Consider the following 23,337-nt stretch of genomic DNA (forward strand, 5'->3'; position numbering starts at 1 on the left):
AGGAGGCTTCATACCGTCCGCTACCGGTAAGGATTAATTTTTAAGTGTTGACGTGGGTCACTCCGGTGAATGGCTCTTATGGGCGTAATTGACCAAAAATTGCACCAGTAGCGGAACTGGACGTCCGGTTGCTCCCTTTTCTTTTCCGGATTTCCATGCTGTGCCAGCTATATCCAGATGTGCCCACCGATAGCTTCGGGTGAAACGTGCAAGAAAGCAGGCAGCCGTGATACTTCCGCCCGCCCGTCCGCCGATGTTTTGCATGTCTGCAAAATTGCTATCCAGTTGCGGCTGGTAATCCTCCCACAATGGCATATGCCAGGCACGATCACAGGTCTGTTCGCCTGCCGCCAGCAGTTCCTGGGCCAGCGTATCCTGATTACTATATAGCCCGCTGGCAACATGGCCCAGTGCAATAACGCAGGCCCCGGTAAGAGTGGCGATATCGATGACGGTAGCTGGTTCGAATTTGGCAGCATAGGTAAGAGCATCGCACAGGATAAGACGCCCCTCAGCATCGGTATTCAGAATTTCGATCGTCTGGCCGGACATGCTGGTAACGATGTCGCCGGGTTTGGTGGCGGAGCCGCTGGGCATATTTTCACAGGATGGAATAATGCCTACAACATTCATTTTCAGACCGATTTCAGCTATAGCCTGCAGCGTACCCAGCACGCTCGCTGCCCCGCACATATCATATTTCATCTCGTCCATCTCCGCACCTGGCTTTAACGAGATGCCGCCCGTGTCGAATGTGATGCCCTTGCCAACCAGGGCAACGGGTTTTTGCTTCTTGTCAGCACCGCGATATTCCAGGACGATCAGCTTCGGTGGTTCATCACTGCCTTGCGTAACAGACAATAACGATCCCATTCCAAGTTTCTGCATATCCTTTTCTTCCAGCACGGAGACCTTAAGTGTCTTGTGCGTCTTGGATAGTGCCTGTGCCTGTTTTGCAAGATGGCTGGGGGTGCATATATTTCCCGGCAAATTGCCCAGATCCTTTGTTAGCTTCATGCCGTGCCCGATTGCAGTGGCATTGGCCAGTGCCTGAAGCTGTCGGTTGTTCGGTTTGCCGGTGATGATCCCAAAGCGAATGTGGCATGAGGCTGGTTTGTTCTTTTCTGCTTTGCTCTTAAGCTGATCAAAGCGATATGTCGCATGAAATGCGGCAAGCACCGCCTGGCTAATGCACCAGGCGCCGTCTCGGCCTACCGGAGGATGGTCCGCCAGATAAAGGACCGCATCCTTGGCGCCTGTAGAAAAAAGAACTCGCATTGCAGCACCGATACTTTCCAGATATTGGCGTGCCGATAATTCATTCTGTTTCCCCAGTCCGACCAGTAATACCCGTTCGCCTGGAATGTTGGGCAGATTATGCAGCAGAAGTGTAGTTGCGTTCCTGCCTGTCATATCGCCTCGTGCAATGATGTTACCGAGTGCGCTATTCGAGGCTTTGTTCAGAATCTGTGCAGCTTCTGACAGCTGGCCCCCTTCAAATACGCTTACAACCACGCAGCCGCTGCGCTGTTTTTCCGGGCTGCCCGGTTTTATGCTAAATTCCACACATCTCTCCTTAAAGATTTTTGTTCCACACGCAATGTCGGATTATCCGCAGGTTCCAAGCAAAAAGTCAAAGTTGTTCCGCCCTGGGTTGTTGCGTAGTTCCATTTTTCATCGCGCGCTCATGCTCGAGTTTGCCAGCATGGGCATATTAATTTTTTTCGTCCTGCTCAGTATTCTTGCGTTTACCCAGCTGGTTCGTCTGTTGGGAAAATCTGCCAGTGGCGCATTTGCGGTGGACGGTGTCTGGGCAATCCTGGGTTTTGGCGCATTGAATTATCTGCCAACGGTACTCTCCATCAGCCTGTTCCTGTCTGTATTGCTGACGCTGACGCGCAGTTACCGAGACAACGAAATGGTGGTGTGGTTCTGCTCCGGTATTGGTCTGACGCGCTGGATACGTCCCGTATTGTGTTATGCGCTACCCGTAATCGGGCTGATTGCACTGTTAAGCCTGGTGTTGTCACCCTGGGCGGTTACCAAGGTAGAAGAATTAAAGCGCAGGCTGGAGAGCCGTGATGATGTGTCCGCTGCGACTCCGGGAATTTTTCGTGAGTCCAAGCATGCAGACCGAGTGTTTTTTATTGAGAACGTGGATCTGGGAAAAAACCGGGTCGGTAATATTTTTGTGCAAACCTTGCAGCATGAAAAAGTGGGTACGATGGTAGCCAAGGAGGGTTTGCAGGAAACTGCGGCAAACGGAGACCGGTTTCTGGTGTTGCTGAACGGTACGCGCTATGAGGGAGTACCCGGGCAGCTTGATTTCAGGATTGTTGAGTTTGAGCGTTACGCGATCCGCATCAAGGCTGTGGAAGCAAAGAAACGACCGGCTCCGCTCAATTCTCTTGCAACCACGTATTTGCTGAGCAATCTGACCCTGGGGAATTTGTCCGAACTGGAGCGGCGGCTCAGTTTGCCGGTCAGTGCACTGATTTTAACTTTGCTGGCGATACCATTGAGCTTTGTTAATCCCCGTGCTGGTCGTTCTCTGAACCTGATCGTGGCGATTTTTATTTATATGATTTATAACAATATGATTAGCGTGGTTAATTCTCTGGTTGGGCAGGGCAAGATCGACCCTGGGGTTGGTTTTTGGGGGATTCATGGATTGATGCTCATGCTGCTGGTGTTGCTGTTTTATCGCCGTATGACCATTTTTTCCCTGAGACGGATCGTGAAGCGATGAAACTGCTGACCCGGTCGCTGGGACGCGAAATCTACTTCAGCATAGCTTTGGTGTTTGCTGCCCTGTTAATGTTGTTTGCTTTTTTTGATTTGATACATGAACTGAATATACTGGGCAGTGGATATCATCTGGGCTACGCAGCGCTATTTGTGCTTTTATCGGTACCCGGCAGAATGTATGAGTTGTTTCCAGTTGCTGTCCTGATTGGGGCGATCATTGCCCTGACGCACATGGCCATGAACTCTGAACTGACGGTGTACCGGGCTTCCGGGGTTTCTCTGCGGCAAATGATTGTGGCCTTGCTTAAGACAGGTCTGCCTCTCGTACTGTTGAGCTTTTTGTGTGGGGAGCTGATCGCGCCACTAAGCGAGCAAATGGCGAAAGAGCTGCGGCTTAAGGCGCAGAACGCAGAGATCAGACTTAAGGAGTTCCGTTCTGGAGTATGGGCTAAAGATGAGCGCAGTTTTGTCAATATAAAAAATGTGCTCCCTGACACAACCTTACTGAATATCAGTATTTATGAATTTGATGAAATATTCCACCTGCGTTCCATTATTTCCGCTAAACGCGCTGTTTTTGTCGAGAAAAACCATTGGACACTGGAAGGTGTGACCCAGACGATCTTTACCAGGCAAGGAACCGCCATCAATCATCAGGACAGAATGGAATGGCGCTCGGCGCTCAATCTGGGTATTTTGAGGGCCCTGCTGGCAGGTCCGGATCAGATGTCGGTGGTGAATCTGTATCAGTATATCCAGCATTTGCGTGATAATCGTCAGAAGACGGTTTCTTACGAAATCGCGCTGTGGAACAAGCTGGTATATCCAGCCACCGTACTGGTAATGCTGCTGCTGGCCTTGCCATTTGCTGCGCAGCAAAGGCGCGAAGGCGGCATTAGCGCGAAGATTTTTACAGGAATCTTGCTGGGGTTGACCTTCCACTTTGTGGACAAGCTGTTCTCAAATCTGGGGGCGATCAATGAATGGCAGCCCGTGCTGATTGCGACAGCAATGCCCGCACTGTTTTTGATGCTTGCTTCATGGATGTTGTGGAAGACCGAAAAACGTTAAAGGTGTTTTTATTGTTCCTGAATGGTCTGTATCTGCCCAATTAATAAAGATATTTTCTGTTTTTGTTTCCTAGGGTTCCTGAATGTTACCGTGAAATCTACCAACAAATGTGGGTTTTATTGTTGGTATGTTGAAATATCATAACCACACGGTAAGTTGGCATTGATCGAACAACAAATAAAGAATTTGAGGGCAAAGCATGAATGCCTTTCTGCGCGAGCAGGGGGATGGGTTGGGGCGGGTTTGAAGGGGGCATAGAGGGCGAGGCAACTCTTTGGAGGATTGAAGTTTTTTAGCCGAATGGGTTTCGGCAGGATGTACATGGCAAGAATTCGCCTGATCCAATTGTCAGGTTGGATTTATTGGTGAAAGACTAAAGCGTCCCCTGTGTAACAATTATCCTGCATACAATCAACGAAGTATGTTAAAAACCCAAAGGGCATAAAATTAAAATAAATTGTAAACATCATGAACACATATGAACGAGTCAAAGAAAAATTAGAAATATTGCTTAGCGATACAGACAGAAAGGTAATTGCTTTAACGGGCTTGTGGGGAATAGGGAAAACCTACTTATGGGAAGACTTGCGTAAAACTGCAGATAAAAAATTCAAATCAGCAACTTATATTTCCATATTTGGAGCAAAAAATATTGAAGAAGTAAAAACTAGAATTCTAAAAAATGTATATTTTGATGATACGCGTGACTCCAAAAATCTAATAGCTAAATGTAAGGTTTGGGGAAATACAATAAAGTCCTTTGTAACAAAATCAAAATTGGGAAAAATTGCGAATTCGGCTGCCATAAAATTTTCTGGGATATCGCTAGCAGAAGCGTCTTTAATATTATTACCCACATTGGTAAAGAATAAATTAATAGTAATTGATGATATTGAGAGGTGTGGGAAGACATTAAAGGTCGGAGAACTAATGGGATTTCTTAATGAATATTCAGAGTCATACCAAAATCAATTTTTAATCCTTTTAAATACAGATAAGTTACATGAACCTGGAAAATGGAAAGAGTTACATGAGAAAGTAATTGATGCAGAGGTTGTGTTAAATCCAACATCAAAAGAATGTTTTGAGAAAGCCAAGGGCCATGCCAATTTCGTGCAAGAAAAAGCAGTCATTGATGCAATTGAGATATTAGAGATTCAAAATATTCGAGTAATAAAAAGAATTATTACACATGTAAAAGAGATTGCAGATAAATTTGATGTACAAAATTTGCCAACACAGTGTTGGGTTCCAAGTATTGTTTTATTGACAGCCATATCATTTCGCGCAGTTGAAAATCTTCCAACAATTGAATATGTACGTTCATATTCTCGGGTAAGAAATTTAATGGTGCCATCAAATTCAGCCGAAACAAATAATCCGAATGGAATTAAATGGAGCATGTTATTAAGCAGGCTAGAATTAAGCTATGCGGGAGATTTTGAAATAATTTTTGCAGATTACCTCGAAACAGGATTGCTTGAAGAGGATAAATTAAAAAACTTTTTCGCAATTCAAAATGATGAAGCTAAAAATAAAGCTGCTATTAACAAAAAGAATGACTTTTTAAATTCAGTACAATGGGACTCCCATACCTCAGATTCCGAATTATTGGAAACCGCAAAAAGCTTAATGGAATTCATTCCTGATATGACTCTTAAATCTAATCACCAAATATATGAAGCTATTATGGATTTAGGGGGTATTGATTTGGCAGATGATTATATTTCCCAATGGGAAGAACATCTTGGTTCGCCTGCATTCAAAATGAAAGAAGTTCCTGTGTCTGGTTTAGATAATCTGCCTCCAAAAATAAGTCAAAAAATAATGAAATTACGCGAAGATGCATTTCCGCCCTTGGACTTATACGAAGCAATACGCCAGATAGAATTTGGGGATATTTCTTCTAATAGAGTACAAAAGACTTTGGCACAATCGACCAAGTGTCAATATATAGAAAAACTAAAAATTCTTGATAAAAATCAACTAAGATCTTTTTTTAAAGTTCATTTTGATTTGATGCGAACAAATTCTTTGATCCAAGATTTTGAAGCTGGCATAAATAATTTTAGAGACGCTTGTTCAGATATTGTTAAATTTGAAAAAGATAGTCGTCTTGCCAAGATTATAACCAAAGCCTTTGATGACAATGGCCTTAATTTGGACAGTTTATTGGGGGGCATAGAGGCATCGGAGCGGTGTTAATTATTGCCAGGAAGTGATCCGAACCTGTATTGTATAGACAGGCACCAGTTAGGGGATAGCTTTGACAAGATTGATTGTAGCGGGACTGGTAGTTCTGGCCGGGTGTGCAGGATGGAATGAACCGGCATCTTCCGGATCCACGCTGACGCCGGAACAGCAGGCGAAGGCGCATGAAAAATTTGACCAGGATGAAAAGCGGTGCCGGAGGGAAGCATTACAATCCAGCGTCAGCGCGCAGCAGGGTTATTCAATTGAAACCATGATGATTAATGATGGTGCAGGCACATATGGTGAATTCAGGGCCATGAAGCTCTGTATGAAGGAGAGGGGGCATCCCCGGTATCCGCAACGTTAGTCCGGTCAGTATGCCCGTGCTGCTTTTACCGGCTCCGGCGGATTGCTCCGCAGGGCCAGGTTTTAGTGAGGTTGCCCAGCCCGGGTGTGAACAATGGCCACTATTGGAGTTTCCGGTCTGGCTGGATGCTGGACGGGTGCAGGCTGATGTAATGGAGTCGGGTTTTTTCTACTCCGGCATGAAACTGGATGGTAATGCGTATTTTTTCTGGCTGGATATTTCCGTTCCAGGCGAGAGGCAGATGGATTCCCAGTGTGTCATGCACAAGCGAGGGGTCTTCAACGGTTGTTAGCCGGACGTAGGATTGATTGGCGCTATCCGCAACCTCAACGGTAATGGCCATTATTTTTTCTGGCTGCTGCAATCCCAGTACCAGCTGGTTGTGATATCTGGGATCGATCTGTGATTCCAGGTGTGCGGACAGGATCGCCTTGCCGGATGCAGGTACCAGCAGGGCAGTGTCTCCTTCCCAGAGTATCTGGCTACCCTCCAGTGCTTCCCATCCGTCCGCATCCTTGTGGGCTGGCATGCCAAACCCCCAATAGCGCGCATGGCGAGGCAAATTTGCGTGGCTGACCATGAAATCACGGATGGCATCCTCCAGCGGAGTATTGCGTATCGCAGTATATGCCGTGAAACCCTTTTGCCCGGCGTATATCCCGTTTGAACCGTTCCATGCCATGGGTGAAACGAAACGGGCGCCATAATTGAACAAGTCTCTGAAACTGCGATATCCATTGGCAAGAATTGCCAGATCGGCAGGCGAACGAAAATCGCTGGTGTTATATTCAGTCACTGCCCAGTTTTCGTCAAAACGGCGGAATGTGGCAAACAGTGAATTGTTGCCTTCCATGCGTACTGCATTGACCGCGCTTGGCCCGTACAATATCGCGCCCAAATGCCCCTGATCCGGTTTGGCTCCTTCCATGGACATGCCACCGCTATCGAAATTCTTGACCGGACTGTCCAGTCTTACTGCGAAGGGCATGAGTTTATCCGAATGACCAGAAAAACCTTGTGAAGAATAAATACGGCTGACTGGAATCCCTGTTTCGGCCAGCCATTGCGAAAGTTCATCATAATGCAAATCGACCAGATGGCGGCGAAACAGCTCCCATTCGCGTACCCATGGATCTTTCCAGTATGGGCGGGGATATTTGGGGAAAACTCGCGGCGGCTGGACTTCGTTCCATTTTTTCCAGTTTTTCCCGGCGAGTTGATTCACTTCCATCAGGGAAAGCGGGCGTTTTTTCCGGTAATTGGTTAAGTCCGGTGTCCCATCAGCAGTTTTTCCATCGTACGGGCCGCTACTCCTTAGCCATTCCCGGAACTGGCGGATCGTATGGGGATTGTAGTCATACCACTGCCGGTCTGCGACAAAAGGATTGTTATATACATCCGGGTCCAGGCTGACCCCGACAAACAGATCCGGGTTGTCCCTGAAAAAATCCAGGAGCGCTCGCCCCGCGGCCTGCAGGTTGCGTTTTTTGTAGCGTCGCACCTCTGCTGCATAAACGTTCAGGGTCAGGCCACGGGATAATTCTGGTGAATCCAGCGAGCCTGGCAAAGTTTTCGAATAATGATCGGGCATAACCCGATCGTGTTCGTTCCACTGACAGTTCAATGGATTTTTTTCCAGCTGATCGTTGATATCCCAGTCCGGAACGTCGCAGGCTGCATCTGCCCATATTCCTCCGTTCAGTGTGAATAAAACCGGTAGCCGTTTTTCCGTGGCAAACCGGATCACGTCATTGAGCGAGTCATCGGCGATACGTCTGTTTCCGCATTGAATGGAAGGATCGAAGTCAGGATCAAATTCCCAGTCATGCAGGCGCCCTCTGGTTGTCCGCAGATACAGGATGGGTATGCGGAAGCCCGCTTTGACTGTAGAGCTGTTGTAGGACGTATACTGTTCCACGATATCTTCCGCGCCGCCGAAAGATACCCCGCTGGTTGCAAACAGGATGTAAAAAGTTTCTTCCGGGCCGGGGTGCGGATTTTCCAGCAAAGGCATCCAGAGGCTCATTTCATTTCCGGAGAAACGTGCCTTGTTCATGATCTCTGCCTTACGTTGCTTTCGTTCCGCCGCATCTGCCGGCTTATGAAGCTGCCCCGGCCCTGACGGAGGCACGTTGAGTGCCAGTTTGAATTCGGTTTCCTGTCCGTCAGGATAGGATGGATAGGCAGGCGCCAGGTTCTGGTATGGAATGCCAGGTTCTACAGGGACATGCCGATTGTCATCCGGAATTTCCGCAACCTTTTCAGTTCCATTCTGGTCAGGTTTCTTCGGGTTTATTATTAACAGGCTGGATTCAGGAATGCTTGTTTTTATGGAATTATCAGTAAAAATAACGGACGGGGAATTTTCATTCCGGCAACCACTGACAAGCGATAAGCCAGCTATCGTGATCACAACCAAAAAATTCCTGCCTGTCAGGGAGGGCCAGAAAAAAGAGTGTAGGTAGGGCATGGTGAATTATTTCTGCCTGGTTCTAACGCGGAGTGCAGGTTCAGGAATAAAACGCACTATTGGCGTGGCATAGGGAAATACCGGTATCGTGTTCCAGAGTTTTGCTAACCGGTCGCGCTGGGTTTCAGCACTGCAGCAGCCTGCTTGAACATGCAGTTTCAGATGCAGGTGATGATCCGGAAACATTTGCATCACCCGGTCAAACTCCGCAAATCAAATTATACCTGCTAGCAGGCATTTCTTACATGTAAAATACCATGCGAATGGCGGCGAACGTCATTCAGACTGGAAAGTAAAGCCGGTGGACAGCCTGCCGCCAGGCCGCCAATCTGCCTTGCCCAGCCTACTGCAGGGCTTTTCCAGCGTATCAGTCCATAAGGGCTGCCGCAGATCGTGGGCACTTCAGTGCAGGTTCGTTCTCTCAGTCTGCGCCACATTGGCGCGGCATGCATGGCCTGAAGGGCCGGGCGCAATTCCACAGCTCCGCAAGCCGCGGCGGCCTCGACGGCCAGCGTCAGTTCGCCGGGCTCGGGATAGAACGGCGACAGGCATGCAGCACGCTGCTCGTCGTTGTTTGCCCAGGAAATGGCTTCGAGGATCATGGAACAGCTTTCCGCATAGCCGGGAACATTTCTCAGGTTTGCCTTGGCCAGCAGGGCCACCACATTGGCATTGACCGTGCAGTCCGTCATATCCGGATCAAACCCAGATTTCATCCATGTTTTGAATACTCCGACGCGCTGCCAGGAAGGCCCTGGCTGAACTGTCGCGCGGGTCCGATGGCAAACCACCGTATGGCAGGCCATCTTTCGCAAGTCTGGCGTTGAAATCCGGTTTGCAGAGAAGAGCACCAGAGCCATGATCGCGGTGTCATCCGCATCATCCGGTAAACCGGGTGCCCATTGTGGATGCTTGTCCAATGGCCAGAAGCGAAAGCCTCCTGTTGCCGGATTCCGGCAGGAGAGCAGTGCATGGAGCGCAGCGTCGTGTACGGTAGCACCCAGTATTCTGCGTCCGGTCGCCCCGAGCGCGCGCAGCACCTGTGCCGTGGTAAAACCATTCAGGTCGTCCATGTCCATTCCATGTCCGGTGACATGGCTGGGAAATAGCCCGTCAGATGGAAGAGTTATGGCCGCAGGCCGACTTGCATCCATGGCTTGCTGTCCGCCGCGACGCCAAAACCAATCATTCCATGCCGACCTGGCTTGTTTTCCGGTGGGTCGCTACCCAGCATGGCATCGTAGATGTCCGTATTCCACCCGTGATGCCGGGCCAGTTCACGTATCCTGGTGGACACTGCATTCGTGTTGCCGATCAGCGGGCCGGAATGAACAAAGAAACCAGCCGCCAGCAGGAGTCCATCCCGGACAGTCAGGCTAATGCCTGCTGTGCCTGGCAACAGAAAATCATCACGCGGCCGTCCGGTGAGTCGTAAAGAAAAATCCATCACGGGATCTGGACTAAAACCGCAATGAACCATCAGGCGTTCCATTTCCCATACTTCTGGTTTGGCCAGTCGGCCGTACAGTTCGATGGTGGCTTGATTTGCATCCATGCCCAGCATGCGCCAGATGGTTCTTGATGGAACGGAATGCAGGACTCCGGGAGGTAGAAATTGTTTGGCAACGCTGTCATTGGCCGCATCCAGGTAAAGTTTGTAGCGATCATGTCTGCCATCATGGCGGCCGCCAATCCACGCACCAAAACGCAGCGGCTGGGAAGGCTGCGGCAACAGATGACTGAAGCAGCTGGAATGTCCTTCGAACCCATGCAGGATCTGGAGTGCCAACGCAATCTTCCCGTATCCGGAGACTTCCGGGCCGGCAACTTCCGCGACCCAGCGTACCGAGGCATCGCGTGAGGACCAGGAAAACTCCACCGGATAGCCTGTATTGGTGAGGCTGCTTGCCTGCCAGGCGATCTCAGGCCAGCTCGACTGGCATATTCCTGTAAGTACCGTTCCCAGTGCCCGGTCCGCCCGTTCGACTGCATCCGGCATAACCGGGCGTAACCGGGAAAGCAATCGGTCAAGCGGAATTGCTTCCGGGATCATGCTGGCCATGAGGGTCATAGCTGAATCGGAACGATTTCCTCATCGGATGTTTGCCAGGGAAGGCGGCGGAATGTGCCATTGCTTTCCACCACGGTGAAGCGGTAGCGGAATTGTCGTAGCGCAGGATTCAGCAGGGCGAGTCGCAGCTTCACGTTTCCGGTCTGATCGCCTTTGATCTCCAGGCGTTCGGTGCGACTATAGTTGCTTGCCGGGTCCTGGTAATCCACGTCGATAAAGACCTGGCGTATTGCTGATGCATTAAATAACGGGATAAATTCGATATTCAGCGCATCGTTGAAGGGGTCATGCACGACAAATGCGGATGCGTTTAATTCCACAGGTGGTGCATCGCGAACGGTGCCATCCTTCAGGTGATGCCGTAGGCCTGCGGTGATGGACCTGGCTTCAGGTGTCACTGGTTTGGGGGCGCGAAGTTTCCAGATCTGGACCGGCGAATCCGGCATGACGATAAAGGATTTTTTCAGGCTGAAAGTGCCGGGTCCTGTGGCCTGGAGATCAACCTCGATGGAGTCAACGATGCCGCGATCAATATCCCCGGGCGTGATGGATATTTCCAGGAAATCGAACACTTCATAGGGGTTGACGAACAGGGTACGGTCGGCGGTACGTGTGGCGGGCAGTTCAACGCTGAAACGGTCTGAATCCCAGCCAGAATCTGGGCTGAAGTGAAATTGCTGCTGCTGCAAATATTCTACATCATGGGTGGCATTCAGGAATACAGTGAACTCCTTCGGTCCCTTGTCGTCGCTGCGGAAGACAAAGTCGCCGTGCTTATGGTCCTGCGGGCTGGATGGATCGCCATAATCCAGAGCAACCTGGGCCGAAGAAAGGCCGATGCGCCCGTAATCAATGGGAGTTTCAGCCATCACCTTGAATTCGCGGAAGAATGGATCATCCAGATCCACCTTGGTGAAATAACTGTCCTTGTCGGCCAGATCATTTAGCAGCAAGCCAAAGAATCCCTGGGGTGCATAGGTTCTGCGCGTAGCTTCAGCCCGGTTGTAATGGAACGTCATTTTCTTCCGTTCCTCCTGACGTATGAATTTAAGCTTTAGGCTGACCACGCCGGGCATCGAGCTGGGCGCAGGCGCAGGTGTAGGTGTAGGTGTAGGTGTAGGTGTAGGTGTAGGTGTAGGTGTAGGTGTAGGTGTAGGTGTAGGTGTAGGTGTAGGTGTAGGTGTAGGTGTAGGTGTAGGTGTAGGTGTAGGTGATACCGATCTTGGCCGGGCAAGGGTACCCCGATAGGCAGAAGTCTGGCCACCTGCAACCTGCCCTTTGATTTTGACTACACGGTCATTAGGATCGCCGGTCGCCGGGTTGCCCGGGGTGCCGCGGGCATCCGTGTCGCCGTGAGACCGAGCCGCAGTCGACAGCGTGACGCCAGCCCTGGCAATCAGGGCCACTGCGACGTCGGATCGGCGCATGGACAGACGCATGTTGTGTGCGCTCTGCTCGCCCCCGGTCAGAGGTGTGCTGCCGCTTCCGGGCTGGGCCTGGGTTTCGAAGCTGGCATGGGCATCTACTTCAACCTGGCGGGGCGGAGCCAGCGTCGATAGCCAGCGAGCCAGGCGATCGCCACCCTTCTCCGATCCCGTCCATGGAGCTGCGCCGTCTCCCTGGGCAATACCGCTGTGATTCAGATAGCGGTCATCAACCGGCGGGTTGAGCGTGTTGTTTACATAGGCACGGTATTGGGCACTGGGCGGATTGGTGCTCCATCCTGTCTGAGCCGGCTTGTCAAAATCAAAGAACAGGTGAAAGATTTCTTCATGACTGGCGGCAGGCCAGTCGACCTCGATGGCTACCGAGCCTTCCGGCGCTACGTCGACGGTAAACTGGCCCTGTGGGTTCAATGCCTGGGTGATGCCGCCTGCTTTCACAATAGCTCCTGCACCCGTTACGGTGATAGTTTCACGTGTGCCGCTTGCAGCCGGGAGATGGGTGATGCTGCGTCCGGCAGGCAAAGGGGTAGGGGTCACGCTGGTTGTTGTCAGGGTTGCAGGTTGCCTGGTTGCCGGAGTACCCGTTCCGGTTGCTCCGGTTGCTCCGGTTGCTCCGGTTGCTCCGGTTGCTCCGGTTGCTCCGGTGGCTCCAGTGGCTCCAGTGGCTCCAGTGGCTCCAGTGGCTCCAGTGGCCCCCGGTGCAGCGGGCCTTTCTCCACGCAGGGTTTCTCGGGTGAATCTGGCAACCTCTGCAAGAGGGTCAGCCTGGGTCATGGGAGATGCCAGCTGGCCTGGCGTGAAAGTAGGCTCGAACCATTTTTGCAGTAACTCATCTTTGAAAAATGCGAGCGCCCAGTCTTCCTGGGTTTTTTCGTCGGCTTCCCCTGTAAAATTGATGATTTTGATCTTGATCGCACCGTTTTGCTTCAGGCTTTCGAAAGCAGCGTCAATGCCAGCGCGGATCCATTGGTATTGTGCTTCGAGGCTGGCGCTGAAATGGTTGAAAATCATTTCGAGGTCGGCTGTGATTTCTACTTCGAGAGCGGGTCGCATCCCGGTATAGGTGAAGCTGTAGAGCACGCCGATCGGTGCCAGTCCGTTTTCGAATGCTTGCTCCAGGATAGTGGAACCTTCCTGGGACAGCGTCAGACTGAATGCTGCGCGGTTTTCCGCATCCATGGAAGGAGTCGATGCCCCCAATATTTGCTGTGTGGCATTGAATGCTCCCGGAGGCGGCTCCACTGCCACTGTTCCGCCCGAACCTTGCAGGTTGAGTGCAATGCACTGAACGGTGCCCGATTCGAACAGCACAGGGGATAAGCGCGGCAAGGTGACTCCCGGTTCGGTCAGGAGCATGCCGCGGATGCGGTTTTCCTGGCTTTCGGACAGCTTGAGCGTGGTTTCGAACATGGCAAAGCCACCTCCCTTGATTCCTGCGCCGGCTACTGCAGGCTTGTACTGGATGAAGCTGAAAGCGGCCCGGTTGTTGTCCGGGTTGCGTGCAAGCCGGACCGGACCAGGCAGGTACCAGAACTGGTTGGGGTCGGCATGGTCACGAAACACGGCTATGCCGTCAATAGAAAAAGGTTTGTCGAGACTGAGCATGAGGGATCTCCCGGTATTCGTATGTGGCTATTGGTTCAGGGTGTCTTGAGCTGCAGCACGGAGGCGTCCGATGCCGTCCATTCGGAACTTTGTTCGAGGCCGCTCTGGAACAGGTAGATGGCACGTGCTTCATAGCGGTCCCGTGCTTCGTCGGCATAGTCGAATTCAAAATAACCGCGCGCACTGGCATCCTCGAATACGAAGCTGTCTGCGAAAGAGAAACCTGCCGTGAAATCCTCATAACGAATTTCAGCGGTAACGCGTTTCAGCTGGCGGGCAATAAAGTCTGTCGGAGGACGAACCTCGACGATGCGATGGCCTTTCATGTCCGGGCGCAAGATGATGCGGCGCTCCAGGGTAACCGACTCCGGTATTTCGGTCATGCGACCATCCTTGAACAGAAAGGTAACCTTGAAGAGGACTTGTTTCTTCTCGGGGTCCTGCATGTCCACCACGAATTTCTGCGGGGTACCTCCCATGCTGAAGTTGAAGGAATTTTCTTCAAGAATGTCATTTTCCTTGTCTTCGTAGCGCAGATCGACGAATACCTGGTCAATCTCTTTCCAGTCGACATTGGCTACCACGTCGAGAATGCGCTTGCGCGGAAACGGATCGCGGATGGCAATCTGTTCTTCGTCGGTGCCTTTCCATCCGGTATCCACGTCGCGGTTATCTGCGGCGCGGTAGATCAGCCGATAGGAAAAATCTCTCTTGTCCGGGTTCAGGATGAACATGCGCCAAGTGGCATCCTGCCTGTCCTTGGAAAGCTGAAAGATTTCACTTTCATCCAGGTTGTTGTCTGAATCCTGATAGCGGACATGGGCCTCGACCATGGGATATGCATCCCAGGGGAAATTGATTGCCACAATGGGGATGGAAGAAACGGAATAGAGCTCGCGTGGATCAATCTCGATGTTCTCGACCTCGGTTTCGAATGGTGCTGAAATCAACTTTCGCGGTCTTTCCGTGGTGTCCACCCCGGAAAAGTTCACTTCATATCGTAGCTGCACGCGACGGCGCATGATTCCGTTGTCGAGCAGGCTCATCCATTCGAACGTCCCGGCTGGCTGGCTCTTGCCGAGCAGGATATTTTTCGGTTCGTTACCGTACCCTGCCTGCACATTGATTGAACTGATTGCATCCATGTCGTAATCTGCGCGACTGACCACATTGAGGCGGCGTTTCTCGAACCAGGGATCGTCGAGATCCACATCGGTGATGAAACGACTGCGTGGCAGCGGGGTATCACGCAGCAATTTGAACATTCCGGCGAGGTGTCCCTGTGGGTGAATCGAGCGCTGGATGGTAACGCGTTCCGAGAAGTTGACGTTCAGTACTTTGCGATCGGTACGCTCATAGGTGGCTTTGGAATAGGAAAAGAAGGTGGTTGAGGCCATCGCCGCCCCCGGCCCGCCCGCAATGGCACCTGCCACGCCAGCTGCAATGCGCAGTGCCTTTGACCATTCTTCTTCCTTGCCCGGTTCGATAGGGGGAAGGGTCGGCTGAAAGAAGGCTTCGGTGATCATTGACCGGACCTGATTCAGCGCAGCATCGCGGCGGTCGGTGATGCTTTTGTTTTCGTCATCCTCGGTTACAAAGGTATCAGCTTCGAGCACGATCGCCCGGTTTTCCACCAATTCGTCGACGGTATTCGAGATGTCTACCGAAGAAAACAGGAAACCACCTGAATAGGTTTCGTCCATGTGCTTCTGTACCCGGTTCCAGTCAATGTTCAGTCGAACCGAGTAGGCTGGACGCAGGCCAAGATAATTCAGGGAATACACAACTGCGATGGGCAGAATCTCCCCTTCCAGCGATTTTTCTATGACGGTCACGCCGGCCGCATCCAGCCTGACCGAGAAGGCCGCCTGGTTGTTGCCATAAAGCGAGGGTGTGGCACTGTGGTCCATTTTGAGCACAAATTTAGGGCCCGATTCCGCACCGGTTTCAGCTGCGGGGGTATTTCCCGATTGCTGGCCCAGCATCAGCAGTTTGACCGTGCCGCTGATGGTGGTGACCGGGGCCAGGCGTGGCAGGTCACGAAGCCTTTCCTCGTTCTGGATCTGGCGCCTGATTTCGTCCAGGCGGTCACTGCCAATGCCGATATTGACGTCAAAATTCAGGAACCCGCCGGTCCCTGCCCGGCCGCGAAAGCGGATCAGCGAAAACTGGGGTACTGCCGCGTTGCCAGCTGCTGGATCCTGCACTGTAGTCAGGTGTGGCATCAGGGGTAGATAGTAGTACTGCATTGGGTCCGCGTGATCGGGAAAGACGGTTATGCCGTCAAATTCACGTTGTTTGCTGTCTAGCAAAAGCATGGTCGGTCTCCTTTGGCGGGGTGGTCAGACGGGAACTTCGAGAATGATCGTCTCGCCCTGACCGGGTTGCTCGGTTATTTCTCTGCGCGTGCCGTCGGCCATGAAGAAGCGTGCACTCCATTTGTATTCACGGGCATTTTTGTTCTTCAGGTCTACAACCCAGTTTTTTGCCTGCTCGCCCGCCTTGAAAATCAGGTCCTTGCGTTCATCCACCTGGTTCGCAGAATCGATGTAATGCAGGCTGACGTTGACCAGTTTTACCTTGGTGAAATCGACAAGGTCCGGGACTACCATGATCTCAAGCCGGTCTGCGACCATGTCGCCTAGCTGGATGGTGGAGCGCTTTGCCACCGTTTCCGGAATGTCCTGGGTCGTGCCGTCCATATACTGGATGGTGCCGGAGTATTTTACTTCACCAGCGTTTTCGTCGATTACCGGAAAGGTCCAGTCAAAGAAGGGTGTTGCCTTGGATAGCGCCATGGATTTGGTCTGGGTATAGTTATTGTTGGCAGTGTCCTTGTAGACCAGATCGACCATGATCGACTGTATCCTGGCATTCAGGTCTCCTACCGCACGCAGACCAACCGTTTTCATCGCGGAGAACGGGTCGTTTATGTAGATCTGAGGAGCATCCTGTTCCTTGTCCTTTACCTCGTATTCGCGGCCATCGGTCATGAAATATTTGACACTGTACCGGATGGGCTGGGTGCGTGCCTTGAAGATCACTTCGCGTATCTGGTAGCTATTTTTGTCCGGGGTCAGCGTGAATTGACGTTCGATGGGCGTGATGCCCTGGTCTTCGTAGCGCACGATCAGCTGGGCCTGCTTGACTTGGGTGAAATTGATGTCGCCGGGTGCGATGTCGACTACCAGGATGCCAAGATCGTCCACGTTTATGGTGAGCTGGGTGTCATCCGTCTCGGCTTCTTCGGAGCTGTATACCCGGCTGTCGCCCTTGTAGTTAACCTGATATACAAATTTGTACTTGCGGTTGTTATTGGTGACGAAGGTGCGGAATTTTCCGACATCATCCGGGCTGGAGAAGACATATTCCTGTACTGGTTTGTCTGGGCCGGAAGGGTAGGACAGTTTTGCCTCCACGTTGAAAATCGGCAGATTTGCGAAGTCGGCATTGACCCGAACCGATACTTCCAGGGTTTGGAAGAATGGATCGTTCAGGTCTACCTCAAGTGCGTAATCCTTCCAGTTGAATGCCTTGCCGTCCGGACCTTTCATTGTCGTGATGTTGGGCAGCAGGCCTTGGGGCACGATATTCCACTGAATGACCTGGCTTTCCTTGAAGGAAATGTTTACATCTGCCACCTGTGTTTTGGATACGGTACGCTTGATATCTTCGATATTCTGGTCTTCGCGCAGACTCTTGGTGTCTGGATCCGTTTTTTCTATTTCTTTCAGCATGTTGCGCTCTACCGCGTCTTCCAGCTGACGGGTGACGGCAGCACGGATTTCCTGCTCCATCTTGAGCTGGTCAGCCGCTGACAGAGCGGGATTGCCGATAAAGCTGAACTCGGTACCCATTACTTCGCGTTTGCGCAAAGTTTCGCGTATGCTTTCCTCGTAGGAATCTTCGCTCCAGAAATTTTCTTCGGTGTTGATTTCCTGAACGAAAGCATAGAACTGACTGGCATGCCACCAGCCGCGTGCGGTTACAGCCGGCAGTTTGGCCCAGATTTTCAGGTCGTAAACTACTGAAACGAATCCCCCTTGGCCCTGCAGGGCCTGTTCGAACACCGTGGCCCCTGCCTTGGTCAGTTCTACCCAGAAAGTGGCGACATTGTTCCCATAGAGTGAAGGTTTTCCGGCCCCGCGTACTTTTTCGACCAGCGTTCCTCCCTCTCCTATGTTGAGATTGGCCGTGCCGGCGGTATAGGTTAGCGGGCCGATGACAATCTGGGGTGGCTGCTGTCCGCGTTGCTGGTACCGGTTGTCCACGATTTTTTGTAGTTCTGCCTTTACTGCGGCCAGTTTGTCCGGTGCAACGACGAATTCGGTGTCGAAGGCACATACGCCACCGAATAGATCGTTTCCTTCCTTGCGCAGTTCGCGGTATTTGACGAACTTAAAAACCGGTTTTCCATCTTCCATGCGGAATCGTGGGGTTTGCGGTACAAGGTAGAATGTGAAATCGTTTTTGTCGTCGCCATATACGGTGACATCCTGAATCTGTTGAACTTTGTCGATCTGAAGCATGGCAATCTCCTTTTTTGGTTTTTTAATCGGTTAGTCCGCTAGCGAGCGGCATTCCAGTCTGCTGCGTCCAGCTGTGCATAGAATTGCATGATTTCTCCTGCAGCATCACCAGTCGTGCGGGTTTTGGTAAAACAGGATCCTGTGTCCCGGGTAACGCTGTTGCGGTTCAGTATTCGGATCCTGCTTGTCTCTAGCCATTCCGTAATGCTGGATATGGCTGGCGAAAGTCTGAAGCGGATGTCATAGCGAAAAGCGAGCAGGCCTCGCTTGCCGCTCAGAGCGTCACGGACAGTCTGGAGCTGCTCGGTGTTAAGCATGACGTTGAAGGCGGCATGGTAGGGCGGAACGCCGGACGATTTGCTTTGCTGCAGTACCGTAAAGCTGCCTGCCTCATCGCTTAGCAACAAGGCTGCTTCATGAACGGAGCAGGGCGCTGGCTGCAATTGGAGGATGTCTTCATTCAGTCCGGTCCTGGTTGCCAATTCTTTCCGTAAGACAGCAATCTCGTCATGGTTCAGCCCCCAGCTTCCAGTTAACTGCAAGAACGATACCGGCCCTGCAGTTAACAGGTTGAATTGCGGTTTCCCATCCGGGCCGGCTGCGATGGCAGGAATTTTGGGAACATAAAGGAATGCATCGGGATGGTTTGCATCCGGGATGACCGTGGCGTTGCTGAATTCCATTATATTCATTGGACTCCCTCCATTCGGGCGCTGCTTTTGAGGATGAAGGAACCGGCCCCGGGGTCGATGGAAGAAGACCAAGGCGCAGACGGCTCACCAGGCAGGCGGAACCAGCGCCAGCAAAAACCATCATTGAGCGGGTTTAAGACCAGCCAGCGCCATTCGCGGCTAGGATTGGCTGGGGTAAGGCGGATGAGGACGGTCGCTTCCGGGTTGTCGAGGCGGTCTTCTGGAGCACATTCGATGGCTACCAGTCCGGCTGCATCGTCGAAATTGCACGAGATGCTGATGATGGCCGGGCCTGCAGTCGGGAAACTGGACAGATCTAGCCAGCAATCTTCCAGCGCGATGGGACCAATCGAGCGCCGTCTCCCGCTGTTGCGGGCTGCTGCTTCCAGGGCCAGCGTACCGCCGGTAACGTCGCGGGGGACGGCAAAAGCAAGAGATGTGATCGTCTGGTCCAGTGTACCCACAGCATTCCAGGTTTTGTCATTGCGCAGACCGGTGCAGTGGATTTCCAGGGTGGCCGCTTCGAGCAATAGCTGGGTTGCTTCGACCCTTACAAATTGAACCGGAAAACTATCTGGCGGCAGGGTCAGGAGCAGACCCTGGTGGTGCAGTACCGGCCCGGTAAGTCGTTGCGTGCCTTCACCAGCCGAAATAAAGGCAAATGTCTGATAGTCATACGCGACCGGTTCGTTAGCGGACAAGCGGATAGGAATGGTTTTCACCATTTCGTTCTCGCGGAACAAAGCGGACCCAGTTACTGTCTGGGGCCGATCGGGCAGAAAAGGCGGCACCCTGATTTCGACGCCCATCATCAGTACGCCGATCCTTCTGGAAGGCAGATTGGGGTAAAGGCTCAGCAAGTGTAATCCGGTGAAAAACTGTATAACAGGTGCGTCACGGGTCAGGGTGAAGCCATGGGCTGCAGCCTGTTTTGCCGTTTCCAGAGGGTTTGCTGACAGAACCATGGCTCTTGGCACCAGGGTTTTGTCAGACAGGTCCCAGGTTACCTTGCCATTGGGCATGGTTTCCATTGCGATCATATAGGATGCGCCCAAAGATGGATCAACGGCAGGGGAAAGCCTGGCAAAGCGCCCGAGCAGGCGCTCGGCGCAGGCATTGGCCGCCGAGGTACGTTCCGCATCAGTGGTTACGCCAGTAACGGAAATGCTTTCGTTCTGCATGTGGTTTGCAAGCTGTGACGCAAGCTCTGTCTGAGTGATCCGTCCATCCGATATCGAAGCATTTAGCAGCGCAGCGAGTTCGGAAGGGTTAAATTCGGCGTGTGCCGGAAAACGGCTGGCGAGTCCCCATGCTTCCACTTCTGCCAGAGCCGTTACAGTGACCATTCCGTTAACCAGCGCATCATGCAGCATCATGGTTGCAGTCTGCCCCAGCTGGGCGGACAGGGTAAGTGAACCTGCGCCCGACCAGATTAAGGGGCGTGGTGCCAACAGTTCTTCAGGGATATCCAGCACGCCGGCGGCCTGGAAACGCACAAAGCCGCCGCGCGGCGCCAGCGGTTCAAGTTTGATCCCGGGATATTCTGCAAACAGCTCCTGTTGCCGTTCTGACAGCGCATACAGGCCAGAAAAACGGACTGCCAAAAGACCGAAGACCTGGGGCTCATGATTGCCGCCGATCATTCGAATCAATTCCAGGGATAGGGCAGGCGCCCCTCCTGGTTCCGGGGCAACGCCCAGTTCCAGAGGCAGTGCGTAGGCACGCCGGGGTTCTTCGTATGCAAGAAAGATTTCCCCGCCTCCAATGTGGAGTGGCTGGGACCAGTCGGGCATGTTCTTCAGTGACATTCTGTTTTTACAGCCCGGGAACGACGAGGATGCCGAAATCTGCCTCCCGCCAGGTCGTGTCTGCGGTCTGGGTACCATTGCGGCGGATGATCTGTTGACGGTAATGGTATTTCCCCTGTACGTCGCGGTTCAGTAACAGATCCATCAGTGGCAACCGGACCTGCACTATGCCGGAAAGCTGACTCCGGCTCAGTTTCAGGCTATTCCCGCCCTTGAATTCCACGTTGATCAGGATGATCGAGGCCGGGTCGTCCGCCTCGCCGAGGAGTTCCGGTACAGTCATGACTTCGATCTGCCGCTCATACTCTGCCGGAACAGATGTATCGCTGATCAGCGGAAGGATTTTTTCAGGATCGGGGCGTATTTTTACACTGGAAGTATCAAAAACTGCATCAAGCGTGCCATCACCGGGCAAGATGCCTTGTGGCCGCACGAAGAATCTAACCTCTGTGCCAGAATCCAGTTCCAGTGCTGGCACGAAAGTCAGGCCTTCAATGGTGGCGGGAACTTCGGTTTCTCCCCTGCGCACACTGACTGGCAGGGAATCGATGTGCAGTGGACTTTCGGTGCCGTTCAGCATCTTGACCGCGATGGTGTCACCGGAATCAAAGGGCTGTTCCTCAAAGGTTAGAATTTCTCCCTGGGTATCGGAGAAACGAATTCCCACATGGATGGATTCAGGCGTCGACAGGCCGGTTTCAACTTGCATTTCCCCTGAAAAAAGGCTGGTGGCATCGCTGCTGTAAGCAGCTGCATAAAGCTGACGGAAGCTGTCGAGCGGAAGTGTCAGACTATGTACGAAGCCATTTGCCAGATCAACGGTTACGTCTTTTTGTTCAACCAGTGCCGCCCCTCCAGGGCCGGGCAGCCACATTCTGAGCGATGCCTTTGCCTGCAGGGGACGCAATTCTGCATTAGACTGACGGGCGGTGACCGGGATTTCGCTTTGTAGAGATAGGCCGGCGGCTTTCAGGCGCGCCGTGTTGAGCCAAGGTTCGGCCAGATAATCGATGGTGACCATGGTTTTTTCGATCTCTCCATCCGCCGTGTCGAGACGTACCACCATCTGGGGCAGGAAGGGTAGCTGCTCGCGTCTGGACAATTTGAACCGGTCGGGAAGATAGTAAAAAATCCACGGCTCAACCATGTCTTGCAGATATGTGTAAAAACGGGCGTCGGGTGTATCCTTGGGATATGTAAGTATGACTCTTCGGAATTCAGCTTCCCCGGAACGTCCGCCTGCTGCTGCGCTTTCATAAAGATAGGGATGGAGCAATGGATCAAGTACGAATGGTTCTGGATCCGTCATGTCATCGAGTGCGCGCTGAACAGTGCTATAACGGCCTGCAGGTTTGGGTTGCGGCTGTGGATTTGGCCGGATGCGAATGAATCTTGCCGCCAGAGCTGCATTCTGAGCCAGGGAACGGTGGTCGCGTACGCGCCCCGGCGCATTGGGCTGTGTGCCAGGGTTGGCAATGGGTATTGCCACCCTGATTGCCCTGCGCGTAACTAATGCGGGTAGGGCTGCCGGTGTTTGTAGCGCAAACAGCAGCGCATCACGTTCCGGAACGGTAAGAATGGCCGCGACCTTTAATCCTTTGTCGTCCTTGATGATTTCGCTGAAATTAACAGTCCTTCCGATTGTGTGTGATGGGCCGGCAGCGTAGCGGAAGAAGACGGCGATGTCATGCGGTAGTTCAAATGCTCCTTGAATGCCCAACCCCAGTTCAGGTGCAGGATAAGGTTCCAGACCAATGTTAAGCCGCCAGGTGCCCTCCGGCATGGCGTTAAATCCGATTTCATAGTGTCCGCTATGAATGCGCACACGGTATCTGGGAAGATAGTATTTTTTTGTCGGGTCAGCAGGGTCTTCAAAAATTGTCGTATCCGCTGGTTCTGCAATCGGAGAAATCGGAACTGCCAATTTGTCACGAGTATCGCCTTCCAATGCCGGAACAATCAGATCCAGGCTGGAAAACTGGATTTTGCCGATTTTTTTTGCCATGGCTGGATTTGAAAGTTCCAGTGGCACTGAAGGCTTAGTTTCCCTTTCTCTGGTTTTGATTGACAATACTCGCGCTGTTGGCGGGGCAGCGACGGCATGGAGCGTGTCTGCCGCTAATGTGGATCTGAGGGTAACCACGGGAGCCGGTTTGCCCGGCAGGGTGCGCTCGGTAGAAATTGCGGGGGTGAGACGCATGAATATAGGCGATTCAGGCATATACGATCCTTTCATGATGAACGGACGAAGTACAATCCCGTTCGAAAAAATCAGGGCTGACTGCAATATTTGACAGACGGCTTGCTGGCCGGGTGGGGCCACGATTCAGATTGTTAC

The 23,337-nt window shown here is 52.2% G+C and carries 15 protein-coding genes; 5 read left to right on the forward strand and 10 right to left on the reverse strand.

Annotated features, from left to right (window positions below):
- Nucleotides 1-57: 57 nt before the first annotated feature.
- Nucleotides 58-1,566 (reverse strand): leucyl aminopeptidase, encoded by a 1,509-nt coding sequence (locus tag KJA68_RS08115; RefSeq protein WP_213036430.1) that lies wholly within the window; start codon nucleotides 1,564-1,566, stop codon nucleotides 58-60.
- Here KJA68_RS08115 and lptF point away from each other — a divergent pair.
- From lptF to KJA68_RS08135, 4 genes are all read left to right on the forward strand, one after another.
- Complete coding sequence (lptF, locus tag KJA68_RS08120) at nucleotides 1,553-2,749, forward strand: LPS export ABC transporter permease LptF (protein ID WP_246487114.1); 1,197 nt, start codon at nucleotides 1,553-1,555, stop codon at nucleotides 2,747-2,749. The two genes, KJA68_RS08115 and lptF, sit on opposite strands and share 14 nt — an antisense overlap.
- Complete coding sequence (gene lptG, locus KJA68_RS08125) at nucleotides 2,746-3,819, forward strand: LPS export ABC transporter permease LptG (protein ID WP_213036431.1); 1,074 nt, start codon at nucleotides 2,746-2,748, stop codon at nucleotides 3,817-3,819. Before lptF ends, lptG begins: the two co-directional genes overlap by 4 nt.
- A 468-nt stretch (nucleotides 3,820-4,287) precedes the next feature.
- Nucleotides 4,288-6,024: a P-loop NTPase fold protein gene (locus KJA68_RS08130; protein ID WP_213036432.1), complete on the forward strand. Its 1,737-nt coding sequence runs from the start codon at nucleotides 4,288-4,290 to the stop codon at nucleotides 6,022-6,024.
- Nucleotides 6,025-6,085: 61 nt separating this feature from the next.
- Nucleotides 6,086-6,379, forward strand: coding sequence for a hypothetical protein (locus tag KJA68_RS08135; RefSeq protein WP_213036433.1), 294 nt, complete (start codon nucleotides 6,086-6,088; stop codon nucleotides 6,377-6,379).
- Nucleotides 6,380-6,479: 100 nt separating this feature from the next.
- On the opposite strand, the gene KJA68_RS08140 is transcribed toward KJA68_RS08135, so the two are convergent.
- From KJA68_RS08140 to KJA68_RS08180, 9 genes are all read right to left on the reverse strand, one after another.
- The gene (locus tag KJA68_RS08140) at nucleotides 6,480-8,792 is read right to left on the reverse strand and encodes a hypothetical protein (protein WP_213036434.1); all 2,313 of its coding nucleotides are present in this window, start codon (nucleotides 8,790-8,792) and stop codon (nucleotides 6,480-6,482) included.
- A 284-nt stretch (nucleotides 8,793-9,076) separates the two neighbouring features.
- On the reverse strand, nucleotides 9,077-10,003 hold the full coding sequence (locus KJA68_RS08145; RefSeq protein ID WP_213036435.1) for a hypothetical protein: 927 nt from the start codon (nucleotides 10,001-10,003) through the stop codon (nucleotides 9,077-9,079).
- On the reverse strand, nucleotides 9,976-10,911 hold the full coding sequence (locus tag KJA68_RS08150) for a hypothetical protein (RefSeq protein ID WP_213036436.1): 936 nt from the start codon (nucleotides 10,909-10,911) through the stop codon (nucleotides 9,976-9,978). The genes KJA68_RS08145 and KJA68_RS08150 overlap by 28 nt, the downstream gene beginning before the upstream one ends.
- A 5-nt stretch (nucleotides 10,912-10,916) precedes the next feature.
- Nucleotides 10,917-13,970, reverse strand: a complete 3,054-nt coding sequence (locus KJA68_RS08155; RefSeq protein ID WP_213036437.1) for a hypothetical protein — start codon at nucleotides 13,968-13,970, stop codon at nucleotides 10,917-10,919.
- Between the two features lie 35 nt (nucleotides 13,971-14,005).
- Entirely contained in the window at nucleotides 14,006-16,288 is a 2,283-nt protein-coding gene (locus KJA68_RS08160) for a hypothetical protein (RefSeq protein ID WP_213036438.1), read from the reverse strand.
- A gap of 24 nt (nucleotides 16,289-16,312) precedes the next feature.
- Nucleotides 16,313-18,499: a hypothetical protein gene (locus tag KJA68_RS08165; protein ID WP_213036439.1), complete on the reverse strand. Its 2,187-nt coding sequence runs from the start codon at nucleotides 18,497-18,499 to the stop codon at nucleotides 16,313-16,315.
- Between the two features lie 38 nt (nucleotides 18,500-18,537).
- Nucleotides 18,538-19,191 (reverse strand): hypothetical protein, encoded by a 654-nt coding sequence (locus tag KJA68_RS08170; protein WP_213036440.1) that lies wholly within the window; start codon nucleotides 19,189-19,191, stop codon nucleotides 18,538-18,540.
- Nucleotides 19,188-20,999, reverse strand: a complete 1,812-nt coding sequence (locus KJA68_RS08175) for a hypothetical protein (protein ID WP_213036441.1) — start codon at nucleotides 20,997-20,999, stop codon at nucleotides 19,188-19,190. The genes KJA68_RS08170 and KJA68_RS08175 overlap by 4 nt, the downstream gene beginning before the upstream one ends.
- Before the next feature lie 7 nt (nucleotides 21,000-21,006).
- Nucleotides 21,007-23,004 carry a hypothetical protein gene (locus KJA68_RS08180; protein ID WP_213036442.1) on the reverse strand — a complete coding sequence of 666 codons (1,998 nt, stop codon included), beginning with the start codon at nucleotides 23,002-23,004 and terminating at the stop codon, nucleotides 21,007-21,009.
- Here KJA68_RS08180 and KJA68_RS08185 point away from each other — a divergent pair.
- Nucleotides 22,985-23,293: a hypothetical protein gene (locus tag KJA68_RS08185; RefSeq protein ID WP_213036443.1), complete on the forward strand. Its 309-nt coding sequence runs from the start codon at nucleotides 22,985-22,987 to the stop codon at nucleotides 23,291-23,293. The two genes, KJA68_RS08180 and KJA68_RS08185, sit on opposite strands and share 20 nt — an antisense overlap.
- Nucleotides 23,294-23,337: the final 44 nt, after the last annotated feature.

Source organism: Candidatus Nitrotoga fabula, from assembly GCF_905221025.1.
Classification (GTDB): Bacteria; Pseudomonadota; Gammaproteobacteria; order Burkholderiales; family Gallionellaceae; genus Nitrotoga; species Nitrotoga fabula.